Below are 13,582 nucleotides of genomic sequence, written 5' to 3' on the forward strand. Positions count from 1 at the left end.
CCGCTGCAGTATCGAGGTTGCATGTGATGTCGACCTTCGCGGCCCGTTGTGGTCGGCCGGAGTCGGATTCAGGGTGTTCCATGAGGGATCGTGCATGTTCTGCGGTCCCGGGCCGGGGGCCCTGACTGTGGGGAGAATTGGCGGGTGCTGTCCTGCGGCGGGGTCTGACTCTTGAGATCTCCTTGCCGACGATCAGGCGCCATCACGGTTCAGACCGCCCGAGCAGGCAGGTGTCGGCTGCCCCGAAATACCACCACGCGCGAGGCGGATGACCGTGACGACCAGACGGCGCAGCACCTTGTCCGCCGAACGTGACCCGCCCGTTCGAGGCGAGGTCGTCCTGGGTGTGGACACGCGGCGAGGTCCATGTCCCCGCCGTTCTCTGCCTACTTGCCCACTGGGTCAGGTGCTGGGCACCAAGTCCTTTCCGGGCACGGCGGCCGGGTATCGCCGGCTGCCCGTCCGGGCCGCAAGCTGGCGACGGTCCGGTGCAGAGCGCCCGGATGCCCATGAAATAGCTCCAGCCACGAATGCAGGGACGGGTACCAGCTGCCCGCCCCTGCCTCTGCCCCACGGACGTCCCCCGCCCTACATCGTCGCCACGCTGCGCGGCGTGAGTGGGGCGCACCCACCGACGTGGCCACCTCATACACGCCCGTGCGACGCGCTCCGCCGAAGCGTCCACCACTAAGCCGCTGAAGGGCCAGGTTTCGGAGGCCCCGTCAGCTCGGAGTATGCCCTTTGTGGAGGGTGTCGGCCGTGCGGTCGCCAAGGCGGGGGGCGAGCAGGGATGCCCGCGCCGTCTCACGTCGAAGTGCGTGGGTGATGGCGCGCGCCTCGATGCCCGCCTGGCGAAGGACGCCCGTGAGGGGATTGGTGTATCCGGCGAAATACAGGCGCGGGGCTTCGGGATGGGTCTGTGCCCCCACGGCGAGGGGTTGCCCGGCTTCGTCGAGTACGCCCAGGGACCCGACCAGGTCGTGCAGGCCGGGCCGGTAACCGGTGGCTGCGATGACCGTGTCGGGTCGCAGTCGGGTGCCGTCGGCCAGTAACACGTCGGGGCCGTCGAACGCCTGGACGGCCGCGACCGGCTCGACCCGCCCGGACCGGACGGCGTCCACGAAGCCGTGGTCGAGCACCGGATTGACGTCTTCGCGGGCATTGCGGGTGTACAGGCCCGTGCGGGGCCGCGGCAGTCCCCGTGACGTCAGGTCGGGCACGGCGAGACGCTGCGTGAGCAGGGAGGTGCGGTCGCGCCACGCGAGCGGGAGGGCCTCCGTCAGCCGGCCGACCGCATGCCATCGGGCGCTGGAGCGGGGCAGGATGTTGGGTGGCGTACGGACCGCGATCCGTACCCGCTCGGCTCCGGCCCCGGCCAGGACGCTCGCGATCTCGGTACCGCTGTTGCCGGCCCCGACCACCAGGACGTGCTGCCCGCGGTAGGGCGCCGGAGAGCGGTAGTGGGCCGAGTGCAGCAGCGTGCCGGTGAAGGTCGAACGCCCGGGCCACTGGGGGAGGTTCGGGGTATGGCAGCGGCCGGTGGCCACCACGACAGCGCCAGTGGGCAACGGGCCGTCAGGGGTGTGGACCAGCCACAGTGCTCCCCGACCGGGCTCGGCCCGTTCGATGCGCTGCACCGGGGTGGCCAGCCCGACGGCGAGCCGGTGATGGGCGACGTAGCGCTCCAGGTATCGGACGTAGTCGTCCCGGCTCACCCATGGGCCCGCCTGGCGGGGCACCGGCAGGCCGGGGAGTTTCGAGGCGCCGGGGGTGGTGTGCAGACTCAGATGGTCATACCGCTGCGTCCAGCTCGCTCCTACTCGGTCCGCCTGTTCCAGGATCACGGTCGCCACACCGGCGCGGCGCAGTAGCGCGGCAGCTGCGAGGCCATGGGGACCGGCTCCGATGACGATCGTGGGCGCGTGGAAGTCTGGCTGTGGTGTCGGGGGCATCGCCTTCTACAACGGCATGTGGCGCCGCACGTCACGCCCGACTCGGAGGCGCAAAGCCTGTGGAGTGGCGATGCTGATGCGGTGGTTGCCGTTACACCAGCGGTACGGACTCGTTGAACCGCGCATCAGCGCTAGCGGCGTGCGGGCGATCGGTCCGCCGGGGCCGGACCGTCCGGGCGAGCACGGCTGACCGGCCAGGACCCGGATGAGGCAGGTAGGTGTCGATCTGCCGGTGGGCCCTCTGTGGGCCGACGCGCTACGCCCATCCGATCTCACGAGGGGCTGATGTGCAGATGGCAACGACGCGTCACCGGCCACGGCTTCGGATCAGCGGAGTATGCAAGGAGTACGGCGGCAGGCAGGTCCTGCGCGACGTCGACCTCGAGGTACCCGCCGGGACGCTGGTAGGAGTCGTCGGTGAGAACGGGGCCGGCAAGAGCACTCTGCTGCAGATCGCCGTAGGGCACCTCGCACCCGACCGCGGGACGGTGACTCGGGCCGGGGCTGTGGGGTACTGCCCGCAACGAGTGGTACTGAACGATGCGTTCACCGTCGGGCAGCATCTGAGGTTGTTCCAGATGGCCTACCGGCTGCCGGCGCTCGAGCGCGTCGACGAGCTGATGGAGCTGCTGGCGCTGACCGGCTGCCGACGACAGCGGGTCGGCGAGCTCAGTGGCGGAACGCGACAGAAGCTGAACCTGCTGATCGCACTCATGCACGATCCGCAGTTGCTGGTCCTGGACGAGCCCTACCAGGGCTTTGACTGGGACACCCATCAGCGGTTCTGGACCCTGGCCGCCGATCTGCGTGATCAGGGCCGGTCGATCATCGTGGTCTCGCACCTGCTGCACGAACTGCACCACTTCGACGCGATCGCTCATCTGCGTGAAGGGCGTCTGCACTTCGAGGAGACCAACCGTTGAGGCTCTCCTGGACGGCGTTCACCGAACTGCTGCGCTGCACTCTGCTGGGCCACCTGCGCAACCGGCTGGCCTTGGCCCTGGCGGTGGCGTTCATCCCGCTCTGGATCGCCGTGGCACGCCTGTGCACCTCCGACAAGGTGGTGCGCATCTGGCTGGACGCCCTCAGCGCCTCCGCCTCCGCCCCGGCCAGCCAGGTGGGTCAGGTGGCCAGTGCGCTGGGCGCCGTCACCATGGTCGCCGGCTTCATCACCTTCACGGAGACCTTCCAGTCCCGGCAGATGGACCGCCGTCTGCTGCTGGCCGGCTACCCCCGTCTTCCGATGCTGCTGGCCAAACTCGCTGCCGTCGCCCTCACCGCCGCCCTGCTGGCCTTCTACACGACGATCCTGCTGTGGATCTCCCTGCCCGTGCGCCACACAGGTCCCCTGGGACTGGCCCTTGCAGCCGCGGGCCTCGCCTACGGCGGGATCGGTCTTCTGCTCGGCTCCCTGGTCCGCGGCGAGCTGGAGGGCTTCTTCCTCATCATCATGCTCAGCCTGGTCGACACCGGCCTGCAGAATCCCGTGTTCAACACACTCATGGATGTGGCGGGCGTGTCCGCGCTTCCTCTGTACGGCGTGAACCAGCTGGCACTGAGCTCAGTCCTCACCCCACACATCCCCTGGTCCCACGGCCTGCTCTCCCTCACCTGGTCCGCAGCGACCGGCGCCCTGGCACTGCTACTCCTCCACACCCATCGGCCTTCCCGCTCCCCGCGGTCCCACAGGACGTGAGTCCAGGCAGGATGATCACGGTGAGGACGGTTTCCTCCCGGGCCCTTTCACGGGCGTCCTGGCCGTCGCCACGGGCCAGGCGGACCTGCGGGAGCCACGACCAACCGCGTTTTTGCACGGCCTCGTGTGCGGCCGTACCGTCCTCGCCTCCGGTGATCGTGCCTGGCTTCGCGGCGGTACTGAAGGCCCCCGGGCGGCGGCCGCCGCCCCCGCGTCTGGTCGATGTTGCCAGCCGCGACGGTCCCGTTTCGCCCCCTTGTCCGGGTGGTCCCAGGCGTCACCCTTCGCAGCGCGGGCGACGCACGAGGTCGCTTTCTCATCCTGTAAGGAGCGAGCACCATCCGCCGGACTTGTTGCTCGTCTCGTCGCTGATCGACTGGAGCGGGGGCCGGGCTGAAGTGTGGTCCGCTCACGGCTGACCAGTGGCGCTGGTTCGTGCGCCATGGTGAACGCGTAGGTCACAGCCGTCTTATGAGGTGTGGGCTGGTGACGTCCGGCGGCGGGTGACCGCCGTTGCATCGCCGTTCCGGCCGGCGCCTGGCAGCCACCCGCTGATCGACCGGCACGCTTCAGGTGGTACTCCCCGCGATGGGGCGGTGCGCGTGCTCGTCCGGAGTCATCCCTGGTCCTCTGACGAGGGGTAGATCCGCCACAGCTGGGAGAGGTTCGGTCCGCCCCACATGCGGGTCAGGCCCACCAGCCGGTCGTTGCCCTGGAGGTGGTCGGCGATGGCCAGGGCGTAGCGCGGGTGCACGACCGAGACCATGTAGAAGTCGTTGCCTCGCTCGGCGTGGGAGACCAGCCGCCAGTGCTGGCTGAGGCTGTCCGTGCTCTCTCGAAGAGTCACGATGTCGGGCGGGTTGGCGCCCGCGGTGAGGCAGCGGTGGTTGGCGTACGACTCGATGCGCACTGTGCCGTCGGAGTTCTGCCGCAGGAACCATCGGTGCGAGTTGTTGTCCTTGGCGAACGGGTCCTGTGCCCAGGTCTGGGTGTGGTTGCCGACACCGTCGTGCCAGTCGTTGCACATGAAGTAGGTGCCGGTGACGTGGTGGGTCATCGTCACCGATCCGCCCGCTCTCGACGACGGCCGAACGCTGACCCTCTGACGGCGTATCAAAACTGACCCTCTTGGTGATCTTCGTCTGACTCTGGCCTTGTTGATCAAGGTCAGGAGGAAGAGGTGATCCTTGTGGAGGACTGGGCAGAGATCCGTCGGTTGCACCGGGCCGAGCAGATGCCGATCAGGGCGATCGCCCGCCATCTGGGCATTTCGAAGAACACGGTGAAGCGGGCGCTGGCGCACGACCGGCCGCCGAAGTACGAGAGGCCGGCCAAGGGCTCGGTGGTGGACGCGGTCGAGGTGCAGATCCGCGAGCTGCTGCGGGAGACGCCGACGATGCCCGCGACGGTGATCGCCGAGCGGATCGGCTGGGACCGCGGGATGACCGTGCTCAAGGAGCGGGTCCGCGACCTGCGTCCCGCCTATATCCCGGTGGACCCGGTGTCGCGGACGACGTATCGGCCGGGTGAGCTGGCCCAGTGCGACCTGTGGTTCCCCGACGCGGAGATCCCGCTCGGCTACGGGCAGACCGGGCAGCCGCCGGTGCTGGTGATGGTGTCCGGCTACTCGCGGATGATCGCCGCGAGGATGCTGCCCTCGCGGCGGACCGGGGACCTGATCGACGGGCACTGGCGGCTGCTGTCCGCCTGGGGCGCCGTCCCGAAGATGCTGGTCTGGGACAACGAGTCCGGGATCGGCCGCGGGAAGGTGACCGGCGAGTTCGCCGCGTTCGCGGGCCTGCTCTCCACCAGGATCTACCTCTGCCGCCCCCGCGATCCAGAAACGAAAGGGCTGGTGGAGCGGGCCAATGGTTACCTGGAGACCAGCTTCCTGCCGGGCCGTCACTTCTCCGGCCCCAACGACTTCAACGCCCAGCTGGGCGAGTGGCTGAAGGTCGCCAACCGGCGCCGGCACCGCGCTCTGCAGGCCCGTCCGAGCGAGCGGTGGGAGGCGGACAAGTCCGGGATGATCGCGCTGCCGCCGGTCGACCCGCCGTCCTGGTGGCGTTTCTCCATCCGGCTCGGCCGCGACCACTACGTCCGCATCGACACCAACGACTACTCCGTCGACCCCGCCGCGATCGGGAGGACGGTGACGGTGCTCTGTGACAACGATGAGGTCATCGTCCTGGCCACCGGCGGGGAGATCGTCGCCCAGCACCCCAGGTGCTGGGCGAAGCACCAGACCCTCACCGACCCCCAACACGCCGCCACCGGCACCCGGATGCGTCAGGGAGTGCACCGTCAGCAGGCAGCCCGCCAGAGCCGGCTGGCTGCTTCGTCCGGCCCGATGGTCGAGGTCGAACAGCGCGAACTGGACACCTATGACCGACTGTTCACCGTCATCGACGGCGGCGGCGACAAGGAGGCGAGCTGAATGCCCCGCCCCGCGACAGCCTCCGGCGACGACGAAGGCGAGGAAGAGCCCGGCGCCGTCGAGAAGACCACCACCGCCAGGACGGCAGCGGCGGCATCCTCCCGTCGGACGGGCCGGCAGACCTTGACTGACCTGGCTTTCCTCGCCCGCGCGATGAAGGCCCCGGCCCTGCTGGACGCCGCCGAACGGCTGGCCGAACGCGCCCGCAAGGAGTCCTGGACGCACGCCGAATACCTCGTCGCCGTGCTCCAGCGCGAGGTGAGCGCCCGCGAATCGCACGGCGGCGAGGCCCGCGTCCGCGCGGCGAGGTTCCCCGCCGTCAAAACGGTCGAGGAACTCGACGTCACCCATCTGCGCGGGATAACGCGCCAACAGCTCGCGCATCTGGGTACGTTGGACTTCATCGCCGGGAAGGAGAACGCCGTTTTCCTGGGTCCGCCCGGGACCGGAAAGACACACCTGGCGATCGGGCTCGCGGTCAGAGCCTGCCAGGCCGGACACCGCGTCGCCTTCGCGACCGCCTCCGAGTGGGTCGACCGGCTCGCCGCCGCCCACGCAGCCGGCCGTCTGGCCGACGAGCTCACCAGACTGGGCCGCTACCCGCTGATCGTGGTGGACGAGGTCGGCTACATCCCCTTCGAGGCCGAAGCCGCGAACCTGTTCTTCCAGCTCATCTCGAACAGATACGAACGCGCGTCCGTGATCGTCACCAGCAACAAGCCCTTCGGACGCTGGGGAGAGGTCTTCGGCGACGAGACCGTGGCCGCCGCCATGATCGACCGCCTCGTCCACCACGCCGAGGTCCACTCGTTCAAGGGCGATTCGTATCGCATGCGCGGCCGCGAACTCGGACGCATCCCCACCGACAACCAAGACGACTGAACACACGCAACAGAAGACACCTGGGTCACTATTCACCCGCCCAAACTGGGTCACGGTTCACCCGCCGCCGACACCCGCGAGCAGTACGAGGTCGCTCATGTCAGTGCTCCTCAGCCTCGAGAGTCTCTTCAGGGGGCGCCCATGAAACCCAGCGTAAAGAGCCAGCTGTAGCTCCACAGCGTGGCCAACTGGTCGTTTCCCGAGGTCAGAGGCTGTCCGGGAGATCTCGAACGGATGAACGGCGCTACTCGGACCCCCTGACCGAGCGTCACTCACATGGCCCGCAGGCGGCGCAACGAGGTGGCAGGGCACCGCGGAATTCGAACGGGCAGGGTGAACGCCATGCGGCAGGCGAGAGCTGCAAGAGCGAGAAAATGACAACCGTCCCGACGAGAGGGCTGTCTCATTCCGTTTCCTTGTCACGCCGGCCCTGAAGGTGCCAGGAGGCCGCGACTGCCGGAGAAGGTGCGGTAGCAGACTCCGAAGGAGCCGCGTATGTGCAGGGCGCGACGAGGCCCTGCTCGAGCTAGCCGTGCGGTGCGCCCGGCCCCGCCGGGCAGGTGCTGGCAGGGTGCCTCAGCGTTCCCCAGCGGCGAGGTCCGCTCCTCGATCCTGCTGCGGCGTCTGCGAACGTCTTCATATCGCGCAGCGGGCGGCGCTGCTGCTGGGCCACCCACTGCGTATCGGCCCGCGTGCCCGCACGTCGGGGCCCCTGCCTCGTGGCGCATGCAGCCGTGGAGGAGCCGCACCGGTCGTTGAAGCAAACCTGAACCAAGGTGTCGGCTTCTGTAGCGGGTGAGAGTTGAGGAGCCCCGTCGGCTGATGCCGATGGGGGCTCAGCGTGTGGTGGGTTGCGACGGCGTGCCGTGATTGGCGGGAGTAGTGGTTTCGGCTTTCCGTCGCACTGCGCCGTTTCGACGAAACCGGAGTGCTTGATTGCCCCTGCCCCAACGGGGCGGAAAGTACGCGGGCCCTGACTCGACCCGATTCGGCCCCGACGGGTCACCCGGCTTGAGAGATCCAGAAGTTGGCGGACAGCGTGTGCCGGAAGCGGCGGACGCACTCGGCAGTGCCGTCCGAGGGTGTCCCGCTGCGAAGTGGGTGGACGGCGCCCCGCTGTTGCCGGCGCCCTGGACGTCGACCGAAGCACCGTCTACCGCTTCATCGTCGCCGGCGAACTGCCCGTCGTCGGCCTGCGCGCCGGGACGCGGAGTTCCCGCCTACGTGCCCCCGCTGCCAGGCTCCGGCCCCATCGGCGCCCCGGCCGTCCTGCGGTTCATCAATGAGCTCGTCGAGGCCGGGGCGACCAGGGTCGTCCGGCCTGCCTGCCCGCGCTGCTACGAAGTGAAGGCACTGTCCAAACTGCTGGAGGGCAAGAGGATCTGCCGGGCCTGCTTCGCTCACCACGCGGCCATCCCCTGCTTCAGCTGCGGCGCCGTGCGCGAACCCGCCACCCGTGACGCCGAGGGCCGGCCGCTATGCCCCAACTGCATGATCAGACAGCCCGACAACCCGTTGCGCGAGTTCGCCGGCTACCAGCCGAACGAGGCCTCGCTGTAGCCCGCGCATCCGGCTACGGTCGAGCCTTCTACCAAGCGTTCACCGTGTGTGTGGTTCAAGCTGCTGGTGGGCGGGATTCCGGAAAATTTCCAGGTGAGTCACGCCGAGCCTCGTCCGTGCCACCACACTCGATGCCGCAACCCGAACCGCCTGTGAGGCCGTGATCAAAGAGGAAAGCGTTTCTCGTAGCGACTGAAGGAGCGCACGCGCCCGGAGGGCCCGCTGCCGACACGGCCACGAGTACATGCCGGAGAACGTATACCTGGGCTCTCGGCGGCAGGTTCGGCAGTGCGGGAGCGGGGCAAGGCCCGCTAGGTTCACCCCGGCGATGTGACATCTCGTGACAGATGAGAGGGGCAGGCGGGTGAGTGAGACACCGATGAACACCCTGCAATACCGCTTTTGACGGGCCAGAAGACGCACCTGTCCTGATCCTCGGTCCCTCACTGGGTACAACTTGGCACAGGTTGTAAAAACCGTCCAAGGGCGTCCAGTTGGTCCAAGGCGAGCGTATAAGTCCAGGTCAGGACCCTGTGATATGAGAGCGTCCACGAGGCTGGTGACACACGTGTGATGGTCCGTGACGCGTGAGGACCCTCGTCGGCTTTCTCCGGCGGGTCGAGCTGTGCTTCACCCGGGCCTACGCCTCCTGGGCCAACGCGATCGAGGCGCATTTCGGTCCGCTGCGGCAGTTCGCCCTGGCCAACTCCCACGACCGCAACTACCCTGCGCAGACCCGGGCCCTGCACGCCGACCTGCGCTGGCGCAACGCCAACGCCCTTCATCCTGACGTCCTGGCTGCCCAGCGCAAGGAACGCGCCCGTATCCGGAGCGAGAAGGGCATCCGCTGGGGAGGACGTGTCAGATTGCCGGTCGCGTGACAACCGGCCCGGCCCAGTCGCACAGCCCGGATCGCAAGGAGCTCCGCATGGGCCATCAGGACGTCGACGCCGCCGTGGCAGAGATGCTCCAGGTGCTCAGCCCCCATACCGCCGAGGGCTGGGCGGTCCCGGCGGGATGGCTCGAATGGACCTGCCGATCGTGATCTCACGGATGATGCTCTTGGTGCGTCAGACGGTGGTGCCGTAGCGGCTGACCATGAGGGTGACGGCTTCGTTCACGACAGTGCTGTCCGCGGGGCCGGGCGGGATGAAGTCGTGCTGTACCAGTTGTGGCCACAGGAGCTGTCCGCCGATCATGCCCAGGAACTGCTGGGCCACCTCCGCCGACGTCAGATTTCGGCCGTCAGCCGAGTGGAAGTGCAGCGTGCCGGCCTCGACCTCGGCGTCCAGATAGGTGCGTAGCCGGTCGAAGAACGGTCCGCGGTCGATGGCGAAGCCGGTGCCGACGCTGTCCGCGAGTTCCGGCAGGCGAGGGAGCTCGGTGATGACCAGACGGCACAGGGCTGCGGTGCCGGGCCGTCCGAGCAGACAGGCGTAGTCGCGGCCGATCCGGGTGAGCCCGTCCTGGGGGTCACCCGGCATGGGCGGTTCGGCATACTGCACGTCCAACTGCCACTGCTGGGCCGCGACAGCCTTGAACAGGGCAATTTTGGACGGGTACCGCTTGAACAGGGTGCCGGTGGAGACGCCCGCCTTCCTGGCGATCTGCGCGAGGGAGGTCCGGTCGTAGCCCTGCTCCAGGAACAGGTCCCGCGCAGCGCAGATGATGCGCGCAAGGTTTTCGGCCTTGACCCGCTCGTGGTATCCGGCCTGCCCCTTCCCACCACAGGAAGCGGCGTCAGCCTCCGCACCGGTCTCCACCCTTGCTCCCTTCATTCTCACGTCATAGGGGATTTTCCCACGTCAGAGAATCGTCTGACCCCCGTCCAGCACCAGATCCTGGCCGACGGTGAAGGCGGAGGCGTCGGACGCGAGGTAGACCACGGCTTCTGCGATCTCCTCGGACTTGCCCATGCGTCCCAGCGGGATGGTGGAACTGATCCCGTCCAGAACCGCGGCCTGTTGCGCGGGGTCCTCGATCCCGAGCTTGGAGTACAGCGGCGTGTCCACCGGCCCCGGACTGATCGCGTTGAAGCGGATGCCGTGCGAGGCCAGCAGGTCCGCGTTCCATGACCGCATCAGCGAGCTGACGGCCGCCTTCGTGGCGGCGTAGGCGTTCGAGCGCCCGTAGCCGCCGTGCGCGCTGTTGGAGGCGTTGAGGATCACCGACGCGGGATTGCCCAGGAGCGGTATGAGGGCCTGGGTGAGGAAGAAGACGCTCTTGACGTTGATGTCGAAGAGGCGGTCGAAGCTCTCCTCCGTGTGATCCTCGAAAGGCCGCCAGTCCGAGACACCGGCGTTGAGGAACGCCACGTCCAGTTGCCCGAAGTGCTCACGCACCCGCTCCACCAGAGCGCGCTGGGCGTCAAGATCACGTGCGTCCGCCCGCACCACCGGCACATCCTCCCCCAGGATCTGCCGCGCCTTCTCGGTGCTGTCGGGAGTGACCCCCGTGACCAGCACACGAGCCCCCTCCGCAACGAAACGCTGCGCGGTCTCCAGACCGATTCCACTCGTGCCGCCGGTGATGAGGGCGCGCTTGCCCGCAAGACGATTCATCGCTGCTTGATTCCCTACGGAGACATGGTAAGTCAATCGACTCACCATTCAAACGTAGCCCCGCCCGCCCCCAGAGGCAAGTCGATGCACTTACCTCCTGCCGGGCAGGTCCACCACCTCGGCCTCAAGAGACGCTGATCATCCCCGCCGCGCGGCATCATCGGGGGCAAGTCCGGCGGCGGGCGGGCCAGGCCGATTTCGTTGAACCGATGGATCACGTCCCGGACGGTGCCCTCGACGACCTGAACCAACTGGGCGGTCACCGGCACACGGTTTCCGCCGGCGGATGCCGGCAGCATCATGTCCACCATTGGCGCACCGAGCTGGTACCGCCCCGGCGAACATTCCCGCTCACGGCACTTCCTGTCCTTCGCGGAGATGGTGGTCACCCAGGAGAGGTTCCCCGGGCTGCGGGGTGTGCCCCGGATGCTCACCCTGAACCGGCGCCTGGCCCCGGTCTTCGGCGCCCTGCCGTTGGCCGACGCGGCCGACGAGGCGACCGGGCGCCGTGAACGGATCCCACTCCCCGTCGGAGGCGAACCGGCCGCGGGTGTCCTGGAGGACGACCATGAAACCGCGGCGGGCGGCCGCCGTCGGATCGAGCATGCTGGTCATCATGGGCGTCTGCTTGCCGTACGGCAGCCGGCTCAGCAGGACCGGCCACGGCCCCGCGCCGTCGGGCCGGTAGACGTCCGCGCGCAGCACCGTGCCGTCACGCATCCGCGCCGGGACGTCGAGCTCGATCCGGATCTCCGCCATGCACTGCTCCTTGGGTCAGTGGTCCCGGTGATCAGGCCACCGCGTTCAACAGGTCGGCCAGGACGTCGGGCCGTTCCAGGGCGATGAAGTGGCCGGCCGTCGGCACCTGTGTGAAGTCGGCGGCCGGAAGCAGTTGCCTGTTGGCCTCCCGGTCCGAGGGCCGGGACCAGTCCTTCTCGCCGTAGACGAGGTGGATGGGTGCCTTGACCTCGGGGTAGCGCGAGCGGGCGGCGATGAGGCTGGGCAGGGCCTGGTACACGCCCCGGGCGACGGTCGGGTAGCCGGGGCGCTTGCCCACCTGGAGGAGCTCGTCCACGTAGTCCTCGCGCAGTGCGCTCTTGTCGCCGAGGCCGCCCTGAAGGATCTTGCTGAGCGCGGGCTTTGGCTCCACCCCGGCGATCACCGGGCCCACCCCGGGGGCGAGAACACCGCTGATCACCACACGGGCGAGGAGGCTGGACCGGGCGATTCCGCCGCGGAAGTCGTAGGTGTTGACCGCGACGACGCGCCGTACCCGCTCCGGCAGATCGGCCGCGGTGGTCAGGGCGAGCACGGCCCCCATGGACTCCCCGACCAGGGTCACGTCGTGGAGGTCGAGTTCGGTGAGGAGCCGCTTGACGCCCGCGCGCATGGCCGGCTCGTCGTACGACGCACCGGGCACGATCTCGGAGTAGCCCATCCCCGGCAGGTCGAGGGCGTACACGGTGTACTGGTCCGCGATCAGCGGGATGAGGGAGCGGAAGTGCTCGGCCTGGGTGCGCACGGTGTGCAGCAGGACCAAGGGGGCGCCGCTGCCGGCCTTGAGGTAGCGCAGCGTTCCCTCGCGGCCGTCACGTCCTGCGCGTGGGGCGATGGTGTGTGTGGTGGTCCCCGGGATGTGAATCGTGGGACGTGACTCCTGGCTGGGCATCTTGCCGTCTCCCTGTCCTGTCTTCCCTGTCCTACTTGGCCAGCTGCTCGTACAGTCCGGCCAGGTCGCCGGCCAGCCCGGCCTTGACCTGGCGCGTGATGTCGTCGGCGAGCACCTCGTACGCGCCCGTCTCGACCCCGTCGAGGGCGAGGGCCGCGATGTCACGAGGGTCGGACTTGGGTGCGTCGACGCCCGCCGCCAGGTCCGTGTCGACGTACCCGACGTGCAGTCCGGTGACGGCGATGCCGCGCGGCTGAAGCTCCAGGCGCAGGGAGTTGGTCTGCGACCACAGGGCTGCCTTGGAGGCGCTGTAGGAGCCGCCCAGGGCCAGCCAGGAGAGCACGGAGTGCACGTTGAGGAGGTGGCCGCCGCCGTTGCGCTCGATGACCGGCACGAAGGCCCGGGCGACCAGGAGCGGGCCGTAGAAGTTGGTCTCGAACTCCCGGCGTACGTCATCGACCGGAGAGTCGAGGAAGGAGGCGCCGACCGCGGCACCCGCGTTGTTGATCAGCACGGTGACGTCCTGCGCCTGTGCGGCGGCCGCCGCCACGGAGGCCGGGTCGGTGACCTCCAGCGCCACGGGGACCGCGTCGGGGTGCGTCACGGTGCGCGGGTCGCGGGCCGTGGCGTAGACCTTGGCGGCACCGCGCGCGTACAGCTCTTCCACCAGCGCCCTGCCGATGCCGCGGCTGCCGCCGGTGACGAAGACGTTGGCGCCCTTCAAAGCGGTCATGACTGCCTCCACAAGAATGAGAAACCGATCGGTTTCCACCACAGTAAACCGTTCGGTTTCCGAGCGCAAGCTCATCGAAGGAGCCAGTCGCG

The 13,582-nt window shown here is 68.6% G+C and carries 12 protein-coding genes and 3 pseudogenes; 7 read left to right on the plus strand and 8 right to left on the minus strand.

The window, feature by feature from the left end:
• Positions 1-722: 722 nt before the first annotated feature.
• Positions 723-1,952 carry a flavin-containing monooxygenase gene (locus ABIE67_RS37375; RefSeq protein ID WP_370265975.1) on the minus strand — a complete coding sequence of 410 codons (1,230 nt, stop codon included), beginning with the start codon at positions 1,950-1,952 and terminating at the stop codon, positions 723-725.
• Between the two features lie 293 nt (positions 1,953-2,245).
• Here ABIE67_RS37375 and ABIE67_RS37380 point away from each other — a divergent pair, with 293 nt between their 5' ends.
• Both ABIE67_RS37380 and ABIE67_RS37385 read left to right on the plus strand, forming a co-directional pair.
• Positions 2,246-2,875 (plus strand): ABC transporter ATP-binding protein, encoded by a 630-nt coding sequence (locus tag ABIE67_RS37380; RefSeq protein ID WP_370265976.1) that lies wholly within the window; start codon positions 2,246-2,248, stop codon positions 2,873-2,875.
• Positions 2,872-3,648 carry a hypothetical protein gene (locus ABIE67_RS37385; protein ID WP_370265977.1) on the plus strand — a complete coding sequence of 259 codons (777 nt, stop codon included), beginning with the start codon at positions 2,872-2,874 and terminating at the stop codon, positions 3,646-3,648. The genes ABIE67_RS37380 and ABIE67_RS37385 overlap by 4 nt, the downstream gene beginning before the upstream one ends.
• 616 nt (positions 3,649-4,264) lie before the next feature.
• Here ABIE67_RS37385 and ABIE67_RS37390 read toward each other — a convergent pair.
• Positions 4,265-4,705: an RICIN domain-containing protein gene (locus ABIE67_RS37390; RefSeq protein ID WP_370265978.1), complete on the minus strand. Its 441-nt coding sequence runs from the start codon at positions 4,703-4,705 to the stop codon at positions 4,265-4,267.
• A 123-nt stretch (positions 4,706-4,828) separates the two neighbouring features.
• Here ABIE67_RS37390 and istA point away from each other — a divergent pair, with 123 nt between their 5' ends.
• From istA to ABIE67_RS37415, 5 genes and pseudogenes are all read left to right on the plus strand, one after another.
• Positions 4,829-6,085 (plus strand): IS21 family transposase, encoded by a 1,257-nt coding sequence (istA, locus tag ABIE67_RS37395; RefSeq protein WP_370251537.1) that lies wholly within the window; start codon positions 4,829-4,831, stop codon positions 6,083-6,085.
• The gene (gene istB, locus ABIE67_RS37400; protein WP_370251535.1) at positions 6,086-6,967 is read left to right on the plus strand and encodes an IS21-like element helper ATPase IstB; all 882 of its coding nucleotides are present in this window, start codon (positions 6,086-6,088) and stop codon (positions 6,965-6,967) included.
• 1,224 nt (positions 6,968-8,191) lie between these two features.
• Positions 8,192-8,527: a hypothetical protein gene (locus tag ABIE67_RS37405; RefSeq protein WP_370265979.1), complete on the plus strand. Its 336-nt coding sequence runs from the start codon at positions 8,192-8,194 to the stop codon at positions 8,525-8,527.
• A gap of 364 nt (positions 8,528-8,891) precedes the next feature.
• Positions 8,892-8,991 (plus strand): annotated as a pseudogene (locus tag ABIE67_RS37410) (3-oxoadipate enol-lactone hydrolase); the annotation flags it as partial.
• 150 nt (positions 8,992-9,141) lie between these two features.
• A pseudogene (locus ABIE67_RS37415) lies at positions 9,142-9,408 on the plus strand (IS630 family transposase); the annotation flags it as partial.
• Between the two features lie 189 nt (positions 9,409-9,597).
• On the opposite strand, the gene ABIE67_RS37420 reads toward ABIE67_RS37415, so the two are convergent.
• From ABIE67_RS37420 to ABIE67_RS37445, 6 genes and pseudogenes are all read right to left on the minus strand, one after another.
• The gene (locus ABIE67_RS37420) at positions 9,598-10,305 is read right to left on the minus strand and encodes a TetR/AcrR family transcriptional regulator (RefSeq protein WP_370265980.1); all 708 of its coding nucleotides are present in this window, start codon (positions 10,303-10,305) and stop codon (positions 9,598-9,600) included.
• A gap of 27 nt (positions 10,306-10,332) precedes the next feature.
• A complete protein-coding gene (locus ABIE67_RS37425; protein WP_370265981.1) occupies positions 10,333-11,088 on the minus strand; it encodes an SDR family oxidoreductase in 756 nt (251 codons plus the stop codon).
• A gap of 185 nt (positions 11,089-11,273) precedes the next feature.
• Positions 11,274-11,443 (minus strand): annotated as a pseudogene (locus tag ABIE67_RS37430) (helix-turn-helix domain-containing protein); the annotation flags it as partial.
• Complete coding sequence (locus tag ABIE67_RS37435; RefSeq protein ID WP_370265982.1) at positions 11,440-11,847, minus strand: CocE/NonD family hydrolase; 408 nt, start codon at positions 11,845-11,847, stop codon at positions 11,440-11,442. The gene ABIE67_RS37435 and the pseudogene ABIE67_RS37430, both read right to left, overlap by 4 nt.
• 31 nt (positions 11,848-11,878) lie before the next feature.
• Positions 11,879-12,757 carry an alpha/beta fold hydrolase gene (locus tag ABIE67_RS37440; RefSeq protein WP_370265983.1) on the minus strand — a complete coding sequence of 293 codons (879 nt, stop codon included), beginning with the start codon at positions 12,755-12,757 and terminating at the stop codon, positions 11,879-11,881.
• Between the two features lie 31 nt (positions 12,758-12,788).
• Complete coding sequence (locus ABIE67_RS37445) at positions 12,789-13,490, minus strand: SDR family oxidoreductase (RefSeq protein ID WP_370265984.1); 702 nt, start codon at positions 13,488-13,490, stop codon at positions 12,789-12,791.
• Positions 13,491-13,582 lie beyond the last annotated feature (92 nt).

The sequence above is a fragment of the Streptomyces sp. V4I8 genome (assembly GCF_041261225.1).
In the GTDB taxonomy this organism is placed as follows: Bacteria; Actinomycetota; Actinomycetes; order Streptomycetales; family Streptomycetaceae; genus Streptomyces.